Below are 14,926 nucleotides of genomic sequence, written 5' to 3'. Positions count from 1 at the left end.
CTCAACGCGCCACAGCTTGCGGATGATCCGGGCGGACAAGTTCCAGCTCCGCTGCGGCCGCGTTGTCTTCGACCTGCTGCACCGACTTGCAGCCGGGAATGACGCAAGTGACGGCCGGATGCTGCAGACACCAGGCCAGCGCCCACTTGGCCATCTCCGTACCTGCCGGCACTTCATCGCGCTGAATCCGCTGGACCTCCTCCAGCTTGCGACGCACGTCCGCTTCGTTGTGCGCCGCCCGCACATCGTCGGCGGCAAAAGAAGCTCCCGGCTGATACTTGCCGCTCAAATAGCCGCTGGCCAGCGGCACGCGCGCGAGGACGCCCAGCTCTTGGCGCTCGCAGGCGGGGAAGACGCGCTCCTCCGGCTTGCGATCGAGCCGATTGTAGACAACCTGAATGGCACGGGCGCCCACTCGGGTCGCCGCCTCGGTCTGATGCAGGTTGGCGTTGCTGCCGATGGAGATGCCCAGATGCCGAATTTTGCCGGCCTGCACTTGCTTGTCCAGCATCGTCCACAAGGCGTCGTTGTCGAACACTTCATCTGTGCCGGAATGGAATTGATACAGATCGATATAGTCGGTGCGCAGCGCCTTCAGCGAGCCCTCGAGCTGGCTCTGCACCTCCTCTGGCCGCCAATGCTGCGTACGGTCCATGTGACGGTGAAAATGATGGCCGAATTTGGTCGCGACGATCCACTTGTCCCGCTGCCCGGCAATGCTCGCCCCGACGAGCCGCTCGGAGAGGTGATCGCCGTAGCACTCGGCCGTATCGATCAGGTTGATGCCATGCGCCTGTGCGCTGTCCAGGATCGCAGCCGCCTCCTGCTCGGTGAACGCCTTGCCCCATTCGCCTCCGAATTGCCACGTGCCGATGCCGATGACCGACACCTGCAGGCCGCTCGTTCCCAATTTGCGATATTTCATCTCGAATCACGCTCCTTGCATACATGATCGTCGTCCGCTCGCGCCCTGGACTTTGGTCCAGGGCGCGCCGCCGCCCCCGGATGGAGGACAGCCGGACTCCCGTCTGTTACAGTATAACGTAACGAAGCATACTCTTTTAAGGAAACGGAGTGAAGCGAACGATGAATCCCCGAATGCTTGCGCGCGCCGTAATCGGTCCGCTCCTGCTGCTTGTCGGCGTATACCTGTATTTGAATCGCGGCGAAACGCTCAGTCCCGGCGAAATGATCGGCTATTTCTGGCCGAGTCTGTTTGTCATTCCGCTCAGTCTTTTTTTCCACTGGCTCTACTTCTCCGTTTTGGAGCGGCGCGGCAGCGGCCTGCTCATCCCTGGCGGCGTATTGTTCACGGTCGGCGTATTCTGCCAGATCGCCATGCTGCTGGACAACTGGGCCTATATCTGGCCCGGCTTCATCCTCGCCCCTGCCCTCGGCCTGTTCGAATTCTTTTGGTTCGGCGGCCGCAACAAGTACCTGCTCATCCCGATCAATATTCTCACGGTGCTGTCGCTGATGTTCTTCGTCTTGTTCTCGCTGGGCGCGCTGTTCAACCGATTCGTGCTCGGCAAGCCGCTGCTCGCCATTCTATTCATCCTCGCGGGCGCTCTGCTGATGGTCGCCGGGCGGCGAAGACGCGCCTAGCGGGGACTGCGGCCGCCCGTCGCGCCTGCCCTCCCCCCCCATCCCGTTCGAATCGCTCAGGAAACGAGCGGCTCGGCGGCCGGACGGCCGAGCAGATAGCCTTGTCCGAAATGCACGCCCGTGCGCCTTAGATAGGCCCATTCGGCCGGCGTCTCGATGCCCTCGGCAAGGACCTCCCCCCCGAACGAGGCCGCCAGCGCGATGATCTCGTCGATCGCACGCTGCTGCTCCGGTCGGTGGTCGCACCCTGTCACGAGCGAACGGTCGATCTTCACGACGTCCGGCCGCAGCTCGCACACGAGCTGCGGCGTCGCGCTGCCCTGTCCCACATCGTCGAGCGCGACGCGCATGCCGCTCGTGCGGTAGGCGTCGAATACACGCTGCAGGTGACGCACATCGTCGATTTTTTCGGTCTCGACCACCTCGAATACATAATCCGACGGCTGCTGGGCATGGCTGCGAATCGCGTCAAAGGTATGGGTCAAGCAATAACTCGGATTGTAGATCGAGGACGGCAGGAAGTTGATAAAGCGCTTGATGCCGTGCGGCAAGTGCCGCGCGCCCGTCTCGATGGCGCAAATGCGAGCTTGGCGATCCAGGAAGGAATGGAGACCGGTCTGCCGTGCGACCTCGAATAAGCGAGCGGCCTGAAAATCCGCGCCTCCCGGAAGCGGACGCAATAAAAATTCGTACGCATAGACCGATTCGTCCGCAGTCCTGACGATCGGCTGCATGAAGCAGCGAAACTGCTTATCCTTAATGATGGCGGTCAGATCGGCATGGTGCAGCCTCGCAATATACGTTGCTAGCGGCAGCTCGCCGCTGTCGATTGCGACCGCCCCGGATCGTCCCGTGATGCGCACTCGCTGCTCGCCGTCCGCCCGGTGCAATGCGGTCAACAGTTCGAGCAATTCCTGTTCGGATCGATAGACCTCTCGCTTTCCCGCTCCGGTCCCATACGTAATGCTCACCTCTCCTTCATCATGAATGGGCGAAATTCCGCCACAATTCGAGCATGACGTCATGCCGTCCCACCTCGCTTTCTGTCGAATGAATGCATTTGCCTTCACTACTTCGTCCGCCGCCTCTCGATCTCCTGCCAGCCGGCGCAAAAAGAGCTCGAACCGCCGCACTAGCCGTGCAGGTTTCGAGCCCTATGCCGAAGCGTCCGCTTAAGACCGGACGCCTACCTCGAAGTCCAGCGTGAAGCCGCGTGCGTCGCCGCGATACATCCGCACCTCGGTGTCGCCGAAGCGCTGCATCCAGCAGTCCGGCGCCCCCAGATGCGGAGCGAGCGTCTCGCGTACGCGCGGATCGTCGAGGAAATCGTCCGTCACAAGCCAGCGGCCGCTGCCGACGCGCCCGCTCTCCCGCCACGCCTGCGGCGCGATGAGCCAGCTCGCAATGACGACGTCCGCGCCGTCTTCGGCGCGCTGCCGCAACGCCTGCAGCGTCCGCGCCGACAGGCGCGAGCCCGCTGCGACGATCAGACCTGGATGGCCCAGCACGTCCGCGCCCACCGTCTCGTCGTAGACGAGCACATTGTTCACCGGATGGAACAGCGTGTGCACCCGATCCTCCTCCGGGAAGGCGCGCCCGTGCGCCAGCGGGAAGTCCTTTGTAGGCACCTCGGCCTTGAGCTGCTGACGCGGGAACGTGTAGCCCGGGATATGCATGCAGCTGCCGTGCGCCGGGATCGTGCCGTGGCTGAGCAGGTGCCACACGTGAAAGATGCTCTGCGATTCATGTGTCCCCTCCAGCTCCCGATTGCCGAACAGCCGGGCATTCTGCCCGTAATTGCTGTCGTCGGAGTGGATGAATACGATGTCCGGATCCGCGTCGGCATGACTCCAGCTCAGCGGGTGGGCCGGCACGAACTCGCGCACGAAGCTGGCCCATACGTCGCCGAACTCGGTCCTGCTGAAGCGCTCGCCGTCATAGCGGAGCAGCACGTCGATATTCTCGGTGAACAGATGGCTCGGGCTCATGTAGTAGGCCATGCGCAGGGCCGATTCGTACTCCTCGGGCGAATGGCCCGGGAAGCCCGAGGTGCGGATGAACCATTCGCCCACGTCCGGTCCCCACAGATCCGCGCAGATCCACATGGCGCGGCCGTACTGGCGCGCCGCGCCGAGCGCCGTCGCCAGCTGCAGCGATTGGAACGATTCCTTCATCACCTTGGGACACGGCGTCATGCCCGCACTCGCCTGGGCGTGGAAAAGCACGGGGAAGACCTGCTCGGCGACGAGCGGCGCCGCCGCCGGATCGAGCCCCGCCCCCGCCAGCAGCTCCCGTACGTGGCGATCGCGCGCCGCCACGGATACGGCGAGCCGCTCGCTCGCCTGCGCCGGCGCGAGGCCGTCCGTTCGGCCCCAGTGCGGCAGGAAGTCCTTTTTAAGATACTGCGCCGCATTGATCTGCAGATGCTCGGGCTCGTCGTAGAGCAGGCCGATCAGGCGACCGCTCTTGGCCGCCTCGAGCAGCGGCTCGTCCGGGACGTCGTAGCGGTTCGTGCCCGCCACGTACGGCCCGTTGATGTTGCCGTATTCGTTGCCGAGGCAGACGTCCATGCCGTGCCGAGTCATGTCGCGGATCATCTCGGACTGGCCAGCCAGATTGGGCAGCATGTGATGGACGTAGAAGTCCGCGCCGAGCGTCTGCATCGCCTCTACGAAAGCGCCGGGCGGCGGCGCCGGGTCCTGGGACGGGTAGACGCTGCCCGTGCCGGTACGCATGATTTCGTCGGATATTTCGCCTGCCCACGGATCGTGCCAGGCGACGACAGGGCCTTGCAGACCCAGCTTCGGTTGTGTCATGATACTCGTCTCCTTTGCGGTCGGATGAGGGCGTTTCTAGTCCTTGAGGAATAGCTCGATCACTGGCACGGTCACGTTCGGCTGCTTGACCGGCAGCTGCAGGGTGAGCGTATCTTCGGGCCGCCCTTCGTTGAAGGCGCCGGCCTCCATCGTCATCGCCTTGTGCCCTTCCACCATCCGGATCTCGGAGGTGTCGTGCATCAGCTGCGCGTATTCGACCTGGCCGGAAAAGCCGCGCAGGTGAATGTTCTTGAACGGCCAACTATACACATGCAGATAGAGCCGGCGGCGCTGCGGATCGTAGGTGAAGCGGCAATCATCCGGACAGGCGAAACGCTCCGGCGCCGCCGTGCAGCCGTGGATGGCGCGCTTGTGGTAACGCATCCAGGCGCCGATGCCCTTGAGCCGGTCGATCGCGCGCGCGTCGAATTCGCCGCGTCCGGTCGGGCCGACATTGAGCAGCAGATTGCCGCCCTTGGCCACCGTGTCGATCAGCATCTTGAGCAGCGTGTCCACGCTCTTCCACGACTCCTCGTCGCGGTAGTAGCCCCACGAGCCGCTGAACGTATGGCACGCCTCCCACACGACGCGCTGCCCGTTCACCCGGATCCACTCGCGCGGCTGATATTGCTCCGGCGTGGTGATGTCGCCCCGCACGCCGAGCCGGTCATTGAGCAGGATATTCGGCTGCAGCTCGCGGATCGTGCGGATCAGCCGCTCGCTCTGCCACTCGTCCTTGCCCTTGCCTGCGAAGCCCTCCTCCGGCGGAATGGAGAAGTCGAAGAACATCATGTCGACCGGGCCGTAGCCGCTGAGCAGCTCCTTGGTCTGGCCGTGCAGATACTCGACGTATTGCTGCCAGTCCCGATTGGACTGGTCCGCCAGGAACGCCTCGTCGTAGCGCAGCGGATGCTTCACGTCGACCGTATAGTGCCGATGATGCCAGTCCAGCAGCGAGTAGTACAGCCCGGTGCGCAGGCCGCGCCCGCGGAAGGCGTCGACCATCGGCCGCAGCAGGTCGCGCCCGGCCGGCGTGCGGGTCGCCTTGTAATCGGTGAGGGCGCTGTCCCACAGGCAGAAGCCCTCGTGATGCTTCGTCGTCACGACGAAATAACCCATTCCCGCCTCGTCGGCGAGCCGCGCCCACAGCTCGGGATCGTACAGATCCGGGTCGAAGCGCTTGAAGTACTTGTCGTATTGTTCGTTGGTCATGTGCTCGCGGCCCTTCATCCATTCGTGGCGCGCCCCCAGGCTGTACAGCCCCCAGTGAATGAACATGCCGAAACGGGCATGCGTGAACCAGCTCGAATCGCCGATCGTCGGCGCCACCTCTACGTAATCGTTCATTGTCCGTCTCCTCTCTGCTTGGCGCGGCCGGCGGCCGCCTTGTCATAGCTGTCGCGAATATAGTCCAGCGCCGAGCCGACTTCCTCGGGCTTGGTATGCTCGAGATAGAGCGGCATCTCCGGCATCCGCTCTGCGAGCAGGCCGGCCACCTGCGCCCAATCGACATCACCCGCGCCCGGGCGCGGCGTGTCGATGCCCTTGGCCGTATAGACAGTGTCCTTGGCGTGCGCGATTACGGCCCGCGGCCCCACCTGATCGAAGATACGTCCCAGCGCCTCGCCCTGCGCCGCCAGATCGTCCCGGGTCAAGTAATTGAACGGGTCGAGCACCAGGCCGAGCCCGCGCTCGGGCAGACGCGCCATCAGCGCGGACGCCTGCTCGGGCCGGGCCAGCACATTGTCGACATAACCCTCCAGCAGTAGCGTCACGCCATGGTCCGCAGCGACCCGCCCGAGCCGCTCGCAGACTGCGCACAAGGCTTCCCAGGCCGCCTCCGAGGCGTTATCCGGGTGATAAGCCCACTGGTTCGTCGGATGCAGACTGCCGGTCTCGGTCGCCACTGCCTCCGCGCCGAATGCCGGCGCCAGACGCAGCAGCCGTTCCATCGCCAGCACGTTGGCCTCGCGGCGCGCCGGGTCCGGATGCAGCAGATTCATATATCCGGAGAGCACGGGGATCGCAATGCCGCGCTGCGCGAAGACCGACCGGATCGCCTCCGCCTGCTGTGCGTTCCACTCGCCCTGCGCATCCAGCAGGCCCTGCTGGCGCGGATCGACCTGAGCCCGTCCCACCCCGTGATCAGCCATTGCATCGGCCATCTCCTCCGCGCGATGCTCCAGATAGATATAGCTCATCAGGCCGAGCGGATTCATCTGATTGCCGGCAGCAGTCTCGGGCGCGCGCTTGTCGATTGCGCTCATGGCTGTCCCCCCTCTCCTGCTGCCGCGGCCTGCTCGCCGCCCGTCGCCTCCTGCAGCACTGCGATTCGCTCGACGACGCGTCCTTCCTTGCTCGAGCGGGTCATCGCCGTCGTAAGCGCAATTGTGTTGTAATGGTCGTCCACCGGCACCGGCGGCGCCTCGCCGCGGTCGACCGCGGCGATGAAGGCCGCCATCGAGCCGGCGAAGCCGTCCGGGAACCATTTGCCCTTGATTCGAATCTCGTGCACGGTGGAAGGGGCCTTCGTCATCGCGACGTAGAGCCGCTCCTGATCGCCCCAGATGCTGCCGTCCTTGCCGTCGATCCACCACGTATAGCTGTGCGCATTGCCCGCCCGCACGATATTGTTGAACTGCAGCGCGGCCATCAAAGGGCTGCGTCCGCCGACCTCGCCGTATTCGATATTGACGGCGTAGATGAGCGGGCTGATCGACTGCTGACCCGGCTGCATCGCTGTCGCACAATGCAAGCGCTCCCATTCGAGCGCCGGACTGCTCGGCGACTGGGCGAAGTAGCGGCACAGGTCGAGATAGTGAATCCCGTGATCGACGATATTGAAGTCCTCCATACGCGTCCACCACCAGCCCTCCTGGTCCTGAAACGCGCGCATCGTGTGCTGGATCGCATAGATATCGCCGGTCAGCCCCTGATCGAGCAGTAGCCGGAGCGCGCGATGGGCCGGCGCCCAGCGGGCCTGCTGATTGAGCCCCATGACGATGCCATGCTCGCGTGCGAATTCGCCCAGCTTTCTCGCTTGACGCAGATCGACGTCGAGCGGCTTTTGGCAGAGCACCGGCCGCGGCGCCTTCGCGATCTGCTCGAGCAGCGCCATCCGCGCCTTCGGATGGACGGCCATATCGAGGATCGTGACCTCGCGCCTCTGCAGCAGCTCGCGAATGTCCGTCGTCCAGAAGGGAATGTCGAACGCCTCCGCTGTTTTGCGCGCCGCTTCAGCGTCGACGTCACAGCAGGCTGCCACCTGCAGACCGAGTTTTTTGTAGGCGGGCAGATGCGCCTGGTTGGCGATCGAGCCACAGCCGATCAATCCGATGCCGTGCCGGCTGTAATCAATGTCCTTGTCCAGACTTGGAAGATATTGTTCCTTCGTGATCCATTCCATTGGCGCTTGTCGCCTCCCAATCATTGGCATGCGCTTTCGCTCGCGTGCCGGATTGAGTATAATTATAAGAAGAAAGCTAGCAGGATGCTCTACCGAATCTTGCTGAATAGTTAAAGCATCTTGCTGCCCGGGAGGCAACGCCTATGACGAATCCGAATCAGCTCAAGCAGCAGGTTCCGCATCCGGAGCCGGGGTATCCGTTTGATATTTTCCATATTGCCCAGTCGGTTCCGGCAGGCAACCCGATTCTTCATCTGCACTGGCACGACGATTGGGAGATTATTCGATTCTTGCGCGGGCGTGCAGTTTTTCACATCGGCTCGGAGACGATTCGCCCGGAGCCGGGCGACCTGCTGTTCGTCAATCAGGGCCGTATCCACACCGGCTTCGCCGAGGACGACGAACCGGTCGCCTACGATGCGCTCGTGTTTCATTCCTCGCTCGTCGGCAGCTCGCTGGCCGACGCCTACCACACCGAGATTACGGCGCCGTATATGAGCGGCCGCAGCTTGTTCCCGAGCCGGCTGACGCCGCGGGACGAGGGGTATGCGCGCATCGTCTCGCATGTCGATCGTCTGGTCGAAGAGTATGCCGCTGTGTGTAAGGGTTTTCAATTGGCCATACGCACCATCCTGCAGCTGCTGCTTGTCGACCTGACGCGCCACAACGACCGGGCGGGATTGCGGGCCCACGACGATTCGTTTGCGGCGGAGCTGACGGCCAGATTCAAGGCCTTGATTTCGCATGTGGAGCGGCATTACGCAGAGAAGATCACGGTACAGCAGGCTGCGGCGATCGTCAACCTCAGCGATTACCACTTTTGCCGCACCTTCAAAAAAATGACCGGCAAAACGTTTATCGACTATGTCAACCTGCATCGCGTCAATGCGGCGGAGCAGCTATTGATTGAGACGGAGGAGCCGGTCACCGAGATCGCCTTCCGGGTCGGATTTGGCAGCGTCAACTATTTCAGCCAGCTCTTTCGCCATTACAAGCGCGTTTCGCCATCGCAATGCCGCAAGGCGAAACGGCTCGGTCAGGCTTCGGCGGCCGGGCAAGTTTCGTTCCGCGAAATCTAGAAGGGCTCGGACTTGGTCGGGCCGGCTATGATTTCAAGGCGAAACGGCTCGGTCAGGCTTCGGCGGCCGGGCAAGTTTCGTTCCGCGAAATCTAGAAGGGCTCGGACTTGGTCGGGCCGGCTATGATTTCAAGGCGAAACGGCTCGGCCAGGCTTCGGCGGCCGGGCAAGTTTCGTTCCGCGAAATCTAGAAGGGCCCGCGCAGCCCATATCGCGCCATACGACCGGGCAGCTTCGCGCGTTCCATCTTTGTCAGATTGCCCAGCAGTTCGACGTGATTCGAGGCCATGATGTCACAAAGCCTCCGCCGTTTCCGAGGTCGGGAGCTTCAGCTCGACCGTGATGCCCTTGTCGGGATTAGACTTGAAGCGCATCGTGCCTTTGTGCGACTCCATGATTTTGAAGCACATCATGACCCCCAGACCGTTGCCCTTCTCCTTCGTCGTATAAAACGGCTCCCCCAGGCGTACCAGCTTGTCCTCAGGGATGCCGACGCCCTGGTCGATGAATCGGACGGTGACATGACTCGCGCTATCCGCATACGCCTCCACCGTCAAGCGACCGCCCTCCGGCATCGCCTCGATGGCGTTTTTGACGACATTGACGATGACTTGCTTGAGTTGCCCCTCGTCACACGGCACGACCGGTAATTCCGCGGCGTAGCGGGTAACGATCTCCACGCTGCTCATCACCGCCTGTGAGCCGAGCACCGCGACAACCGTATCGAGCAGCTTGCGTACGTCCTTGTACTCGATATGCGTCACCTCGGGCCGAGCCAGCACCATGAACTCGCTGACGATCAGATTGATGCGGTCCAGCTCTTCCAGCATCAGCTCGAAATAGGTCTCGTTGCCGCCCGAACGCGCCTTCATCAGCTGGGTGAAGCCGCGCAGTGCCGTGAGCGGATTGCGAATCTCGTGCGCCAGTCCCGCCGCCAGCTCCCCGAGCGCGGACAGCTTGTCTGAATTCCGAAGGAATTGTTCGGTTTTTTTGCGTTCGGTCGCATCCATGACCATGCCGCTTACCGCGGCTTTGCCATTATAGATGATCGTCGAGCCCCGTCCCTCTACGAATACATGCGTTCCGTCCTTGCGCAGCATCACGTATTCGAAGCTTTCGCCGTCGCCGGGCCGCCGCTTGCCTGTCAGCCAGCGCTTGCAATTGCTCTTGTAGCGCCCCTTGTCCTCGTCTGCGATGAGCTCGATGACCGCGATGCCCTCGAGCTCGCCGGCGGCGTAGCCCAGCAGTTCGGATAGCTGCGGATTCGCGTACACGATTCTGCCCTCCTGCGTCATGTAGACGCCGACGAGCCCCTCTTCCACGAGGACCCTGTATTTCAGCTCCGCTTCCTTCAGTGCGTTCTCCATCGCCTTGCGCTCAGTAATGTTACGCAGCACCGTCTGGATGACCGGCTCATCCATAAAAGAGGTGATCATGACGCCGGACACCTCCGCCTCCAGCTCCGAGCCGTTCAGCGTGAGGAGGGTCACCTCGGCAAAATCGGACATCAGCCCGGCCTTGATTTTGCGCAGGCGATCGCGAATGAAGCCGTGCTGACGCGGGTGGAAAAAGTCCAGCAGCTGGCGTCCAAGCAGCTCGCGCTCGCTCTGTCCGTCAAGCAGCGCCACTGCCGCCTGATTGACGTAGATCAGCATGCCTTCGCTATGGACGACCATCGGCTCGGGCGAGATGCGGATCAGCTTGCGGTACCGCTCGTCGCTGTCCAGCAGTTGGCGCTCGGTTTTTCGGTACTCCGTCATGTCCGTCAACATGGCGCAGCTTAGCTCCGAACCCTCCCATTCCAGCGTTTGGACCGCAACATGGGCGTATTTTATCTGTCCCCGCTTGTGCACGATGCGAATTTCGCGCGGCAACAGCACATCCTCATGGACCCCGGGCATCGTGCGGCGCCGCATGTATGCGCGGTCCTCCGGCGCAACCAAGGCAATCGGCGGGATGCGCATTAGCTCATCGGGGGTATACCCCGTCAGCTCGCAGACGCGGCGATTCGCGTATGTCATTCTTTTTCCTTGCCATATGTAAAGGCCTACAAGCGGATTCTCGGCCAGCAGCTGTACAAATGGACCGTATCCCAGCAGCCTCTCGGCCGCTTGCCGCCTGTCGGCTCCTCCGACGCTCTGCTTCTCTTCCCCCATACCGGTTCACCAGCCCCGAATGTCTAATCTATCCCCCTCTATCATATACGAGATTTTCCAATTGAGAAAGAAATACAAGCGAACTTCATGCAAAATGCGTCAAATGGGCTGCTTCTGCTTTTGCGGCAAGGCGAAACGTGCTGCGCCCTCCTCTGGCGGCGCAGCACGTTTCGTTCCGCGAAATCGAGCGCCTCGTCCGGCATGTGAAATGCCGGATTTGCTCGATTTCAAGACGAAACGGCAAGGCCGTTTTTTAAGGCCGAATAAGTTTCGTTCCGCGAAATCGAGCGCTTCATCCGGGATGTGGCGCTCATTTCGCCGCGTAGCCTCGTATTTTACGTTTATTACTTGCCTTCGTCCGACGTCTCGACGAGACGCTTTAACACATCCAGCTTGTTGTCCCAATATTGCTCGTAATAAGCCAGCCAGAGGCTCAGCTCTCACAGCGGTTCCGCATCAAGCCGGTAGCGGGTCTCGCGACCGATTCTGCGCCCCTTGACCAGTCCGGCATCCTGGAGGAGGCGCAGGTGCTTGGACACCGCAGTACGGCTCATCGGGTAATGGCTGCTGATCGCGCCGACCGGCATCTCGCCGTCGGTGAGCAAATGCATCAGGCTCCGCCGGGTCGGATCGGCGATGGCCTGGAAGACATCCGGCCTGTCAGAAGAGGCGCGGTCGATCATCCGGCCTCGACCGTACCGCGCAGCTTCTCGACCAAGCCGGTCCAGCCGCCGTTCATGCGCTCGCGCACGACGCTATTCGCTTCGCCGAATTCGGTCTGCCCTGCCGCCTCCCAGCCGGAGTGCGTCAGAGTGAACAGGGTCGTATCGCCTTGAGCCTCCAGCTCGAATGTCAGCGTCCAGCTCTGCGCCCAGCGGAACGACAAACGATGCGGGGGATCGACGACGGTCACCTTGCAGGGCGAGCTTCCGAACGGAACGGATCCCAGATGGAACGCATGCCCTTCTACCGGTTCGAAGTCATTGGGCATGAACCAGGCCGCCAGTCCATCGGACGTCGCGACAGCCGCCCACACTTTGTCAATCTTTGTCAATCGGTGCATGGAAGGTCGTCTTTTTTACAACGTCCGGCACCTCTTGCGTTTCGTGATTTCTCATACTGCCTCCTTTTCACTAGCCTTCTCGTGTCATTACTCTTGCGCGGCCTGTGTCTGCTTTTATTTTATGAAACCTTTTGGTTTCATTTCAAGCGCATCTCAATACGATGATGCCATGCAATCCCCACTGAGACTCTATATAAGATTTACTCCAAACTCACGCAAGGCACCAAGACATACCTAGAAATACTTTGAATTATATAAACCTACTTTGTATTTTTTGGTATTACAAATTCCAATGCTGTTGGGGACAAATTAGTACCACTAAGTATGACTAAAAGGGGGATTCCAACTAGATTATTATATTATTATCAAAAAAATGAAGAAAACGCGCCTAAAACCAGCAGAAAAAGCACCCCTTGGTAATACCCAGAATTACCAAGGGGTGCTTTGGAGGGTTGGCTATGTCCAGGATTCAATATCCTCATCGTCAATTTCGTCTTCTTCTACAGGTGGTTCAAGCTCATCCCTGCTTGCTTCGGATGCCGCTGCGCTCTCAAGCTGGCCGATCGAATGGAGCATGGCCGACTCGGCCCCCGCCGCTTGAACGGCCTCGGGCAGCAGAGCACGCTCGGCCGGAACATGCGCCTGCAGGTTGCGCACCCCGTTTTGCCGAAGCTCGTTTTCGATCAAATAGCGAAGCGAATCCATCAGATTGCTCTGGGCGTTGATCCACTCCATGACCGCGGGATGCTCGGTCTTTTTTGTCTTCAGACTGATGTTCTCACCTGGCAGTTTGGTCTTCTTCATCTCCGGTCACCTTCCAACCTGCGCTTCATTCCATACGTCCCGTCAGGCCGGCTGCACGGCTTTGCTTTTTAGCGCTTCGTAAATTTTTCCGCGCACAAACGCGTCCAGACCCATGGCATTCATCTGCACCGCGTATTGAGGCGGGATGTACAGCAGCTTCATTTCGCGTTCGTCGCACAGCTCTTTCAGCTGCGGGTAGAGCAGCGTGCGCATCAGGATGCTGCCGCCGCCGTACACCGTGATGACGTCGATTTCGTTTCTCGCCTTGGTCAGCTGTTTTTTGACGTTTTGCACAATCTGGCGGACCTGACTTTCAAGCGGCCGCTTCAGCGTCTTGATGGCACGCGCATAGTACTTGTGCTTCGGGTTTTTGACCACATCGCTAAAAAATTGCCGCGGACTGTCGGGGAGATGCAGCAGCCGATTGAAATCGTCGAGCGCTTCCTCGATCGCATACCCTGCGCCGTGATGGGTGCCATAGACAAATTGGCGCAAAAATTTGTTGCCTTCCGTAATCGGGTACTCGGTCGAACCGTCGCCGATATCGACATGCAAAATGCGCTTGTCCTTGAAAAAGCTGCCGTTGAAGCTTTTACCCACCGCGTACGTATCGACAAATTCCTGATAGATGTCGCCCTCGCGCCAATTGCCCTCCGCATCCTTTTGCAGCGTAAAGATAACCGGCGTTGCTTCCGGCACCACCTTGGCAAATGCAAACGTCACCTTGACCGCGACACGCTGAATGCCCAGGTGCACGGTGACGTGATGCGTGCCATTCATGAAGCGCCGCTCGAACTTGGCCGAGGTTTCATCCGTATGCTGAGTGACCGGCAGCGCGGTCGCCATATCGACTGCGACCTCGATCGCTTCGGGAATCTTCTTCTCTTCCTCGTAATGCTTCTGGACCGCTACCGCCGCAATTTGCGCCAAGCTGTTGACAACCGGCAGATCCATGTCGCATTTGAGATCGATGCCGATTTGCAAGTTGTCGAGAATTTCGCCGCTCTCCAGCGCGAATTTGCCGACATAGTACATGCCCGGGCGCGCAGCCGGCGAGTCGATCGTCACGACGAGCTGGTCCTGGAGGTTTTTGATAAAGCTCTCCGGCGCTTGATCCTCGCTCCACGGGAGCGCGTCCACCGTGCAATTCACATTGGGCTGGACAATCGTATTGCCGTCAATGATCATATCGTGCTCGCTGTTGCCGTTGTCGTTGCCTACATAAAAATGATAGCCCACACTTGTCCCTCCTAAAATGCTAATTTTAAGGCTTGAGCCTGCGTTGAAAAAGGTGATACTGAATAATTTCCATTCCGAACGCGATTCTCCTGCATGCTGCTAAAAATTACCGGCGCTACCCGACTGCGCGCTTCAGCTCGGGCAGCTCCTCCAAATACCCGGTCTCGCTGAGCTCGCCAATCGCGCGCCGGATGACCTGCTCGTCCTCGCTCGACTGATTGGACAACGCCAGCAGATCCGGCAGCTTGGCTTGCGGGTGCTCCCTGCAATAAGCGAGCAGGCCCTTGGCCGACCAAGAGAGGCGATCGTCGTTGAACGGCCCGACCAGCTGCTGGAACAGCTTGTGAGTAATCATTTTTTGATCGACCAGGCTCTGCATCGCTTTAATCGCCTGCTTCAGGTCCATCCGACCCTTGCGCGCCATATCGGACAAGGCCGGAATCGCCGACTCGGTCTGATAAGACCGCAATACAATATACATCATCTGCGCATAAATATCGAGTTCGGGCTGATTGAAAAGATCGTGCGTCACGGTAAAATGCTGACCGTTGTTGGAATAAGACTGTTCGTTTGCCATGCTGGGTAGATTCTCCTTCCGCGATGTCTCGGGTGTACGAACCCATTATAATATACATTTCGCACATTTCCTCCCGTTTGCGCGGTGAATGAGAAGGTTTTAACCTCTGCCCGTCCGCTGCGCAAAGAGGACCGAGCGGCGCCCGCTGCGCTCGTTCGATCCTCTCTGGCTCCATATGTCGC

The 14,926-nt window shown here is 60.5% G+C and carries 13 protein-coding genes and 1 pseudogene; 2 read left to right on the top strand and 12 right to left on the bottom strand.

The features are described 5' to 3' along the window. Window position 1: 1 nt before the first annotated feature. Complete coding sequence (locus IDH44_RS16905) at window positions 2-925, bottom strand: aldo/keto reductase (RefSeq protein ID WP_190919663.1); 924 nt, start codon at window positions 923-925, stop codon at window positions 2-4. Window positions 926-1,098: 173 nt separating this feature from the next. Here IDH44_RS16905 and IDH44_RS16900 point away from each other — a divergent pair, with 173 nt between their 5' ends. Beyond that, entirely contained in the window at window positions 1,099-1,605 is a 507-nt protein-coding gene (locus IDH44_RS16900; RefSeq protein ID WP_190919796.1) for a hypothetical protein, read from the top strand. Window positions 1,606-1,661: 56 nt separating this feature from the next. Here IDH44_RS16900 and IDH44_RS16895 read toward each other — a convergent pair whose 3' ends face one another. From IDH44_RS16895 to IDH44_RS16875, 5 genes are all read right to left on the bottom strand, one after another. Continuing rightward, entirely contained in the window at window positions 1,662-2,576 is a 915-nt protein-coding gene (locus IDH44_RS16895; RefSeq protein ID WP_317890201.1) for an EAL domain-containing protein, read from the bottom strand. 201 nt (window positions 2,577-2,777) lie between these two features. Continuing rightward, window positions 2,778-4,421: a hypothetical protein gene (locus tag IDH44_RS16890; RefSeq protein ID WP_190919660.1), complete on the bottom strand. Its 1,644-nt coding sequence runs from the start codon at window positions 4,419-4,421 to the stop codon at window positions 2,778-2,780. A 36-nt stretch (window positions 4,422-4,457) separates the two neighbouring features. Further along, complete coding sequence (locus IDH44_RS16885) at window positions 4,458-5,768, bottom strand: alpha-L-fucosidase (protein ID WP_190919658.1); 1,311 nt, start codon at window positions 5,766-5,768, stop codon at window positions 4,458-4,460. Then, a complete protein-coding gene (locus IDH44_RS16880) occupies window positions 5,765-6,688 on the bottom strand; it encodes a sugar phosphate isomerase/epimerase family protein (protein WP_190919656.1) in 924 nt (307 codons plus the stop codon). Before IDH44_RS16880 ends, IDH44_RS16885 begins: the two co-directional genes overlap by 4 nt. Continuing rightward, window positions 6,685-7,827, bottom strand: a complete 1,143-nt coding sequence (locus IDH44_RS16875; protein WP_190919654.1) for a Gfo/Idh/MocA family protein — start codon at window positions 7,825-7,827, stop codon at window positions 6,685-6,687. The genes IDH44_RS16880 and IDH44_RS16875 overlap by 4 nt, the downstream gene beginning before the upstream one ends. 143 nt (window positions 7,828-7,970) lie before the next feature. On the opposite strand from IDH44_RS16875, the gene IDH44_RS16870 reads away from it, so the two are divergent. Further along, window positions 7,971-8,906, top strand: coding sequence for a helix-turn-helix domain-containing protein (locus tag IDH44_RS16870; protein ID WP_190919652.1), 936 nt, complete (start codon window positions 7,971-7,973; stop codon window positions 8,904-8,906). A 292-nt stretch (window positions 8,907-9,198) separates the two neighbouring features. Here the strand turns inward: IDH44_RS16870 and IDH44_RS16865 are convergent, their stop codons facing one another. The 6 genes and pseudogenes from IDH44_RS16865 to IDH44_RS16840 all read right to left on the bottom strand — a co-directional run bounded on the left by IDH44_RS16865 (window position 9,199) and on the right by IDH44_RS16840 (window position 14,744). Continuing rightward, a complete protein-coding gene (locus IDH44_RS16865; RefSeq protein ID WP_190919650.1) occupies window positions 9,199-11,061 on the bottom strand; it encodes a PAS domain S-box protein in 1,863 nt (620 codons plus the stop codon). A gap of 344 nt (window positions 11,062-11,405) precedes the next feature. Next, window positions 11,406-11,744, bottom strand: a pseudogene (locus IDH44_RS16860) (ArsR/SmtB family transcription factor). After that, a complete protein-coding gene (locus IDH44_RS16855; RefSeq protein WP_190919648.1) occupies window positions 11,741-12,124 on the bottom strand; it encodes an SRPBCC family protein in 384 nt (127 codons plus the stop codon). Before IDH44_RS16855 ends, IDH44_RS16860 begins: the two are co-directional and overlap by 4 nt. Before the next feature lie 456 nt (window positions 12,125-12,580). Next, entirely contained in the window at window positions 12,581-12,928 is a 348-nt protein-coding gene (locus IDH44_RS16850) for a hypothetical protein (RefSeq protein ID WP_190919646.1), read from the bottom strand. A 42-nt stretch (window positions 12,929-12,970) separates the two neighbouring features. Next, on the bottom strand, window positions 12,971-14,167 hold the full coding sequence (locus IDH44_RS16845; RefSeq protein ID WP_190919644.1) for a ParM/StbA family protein: 1,197 nt from the start codon (window positions 14,165-14,167) through the stop codon (window positions 12,971-12,973). A 115-nt stretch (window positions 14,168-14,282) separates the two neighbouring features. Further along, window positions 14,283-14,744, bottom strand: a complete 462-nt coding sequence (locus IDH44_RS16840) for a hypothetical protein (protein WP_190919642.1) — start codon at window positions 14,742-14,744, stop codon at window positions 14,283-14,285. Window positions 14,745-14,926: the final 182 nt, after the last annotated feature.

This window comes from Paenibacillus sabuli (genome assembly GCF_014705605.1).
In the GTDB taxonomy this organism is placed as follows: Bacteria; Bacillota; Bacilli; order Paenibacillales; family Paenibacillaceae; genus Paenibacillus_D; species Paenibacillus_D sabuli.
Note: the sequence above shows the minus strand (reverse complement) of the source record. Positions and strands in the feature narration are given on the sequence as shown.

What these genes read in the sequence shown, in the direction of transcription:
- IDH44_RS16905 (WP_190919663.1), bottom strand. Translation starts at nt 925, where the DNA reads ATGAAATATCGCAAATTGGGAACGAGCGGCCTGCAGGTGTCGGTCATC.
- IDH44_RS16900 (WP_190919796.1), top strand. Translation starts at nt 1,099, where the DNA reads ATGCTTGCGCGCGCCGTAATCGGTCCGCTCCTGCTGCTTGTCGGCGTA.
- IDH44_RS16890 (WP_190919660.1), bottom strand. Translation starts at nt 4,421, where the DNA reads ATGACACAACCGAAGCTGGGTCTGCAAGGCCCTGTCGTCGCCTGGCAC.
- IDH44_RS16885 (WP_190919658.1), bottom strand. Translation starts at nt 5,768, where the DNA reads ATGAACGATTACGTAGAGGTGGCGCCGACGATCGGCGATTCGAGCTGG.
- IDH44_RS16880 (WP_190919656.1), bottom strand. Translation starts at nt 6,688, where the DNA reads ATGAGCGCAATCGACAAGCGCGCGCCCGAGACTGCTGCCGGCAATCAG.
- IDH44_RS16875 (WP_190919654.1), bottom strand. Translation starts at nt 7,827, where the DNA reads ATGGAATGGATCACGAAGGAACAATATCTTCCAAGTCTGGACAAGGAC.
- IDH44_RS16870 (WP_190919652.1), top strand. Translation starts at nt 7,971, where the DNA reads ATGACGAATCCGAATCAGCTCAAGCAGCAGGTTCCGCATCCGGAGCCG.
- IDH44_RS16865 (WP_190919650.1), bottom strand. Translation starts at nt 11,061, where the DNA reads ATGGGGGAAGAGAAGCAGAGCGTCGGAGGAGCCGACAGGCGGCAAGCG.
- IDH44_RS16855 (WP_190919648.1), bottom strand. Translation starts at nt 12,124, where the DNA reads ATGCACCGATTGACAAAGATTGACAAAGTGTGGGCGGCTGTCGCGACG.
- IDH44_RS16850 (WP_190919646.1), bottom strand. Translation starts at nt 12,928, where the DNA reads ATGAAGAAGACCAAACTGCCAGGTGAGAACATCAGTCTGAAGACAAAA.
- IDH44_RS16840 (WP_190919642.1), bottom strand. Translation starts at nt 14,744, where the DNA reads ATGGCAAACGAACAGTCTTATTCCAACAACGGTCAGCATTTTACCGTG.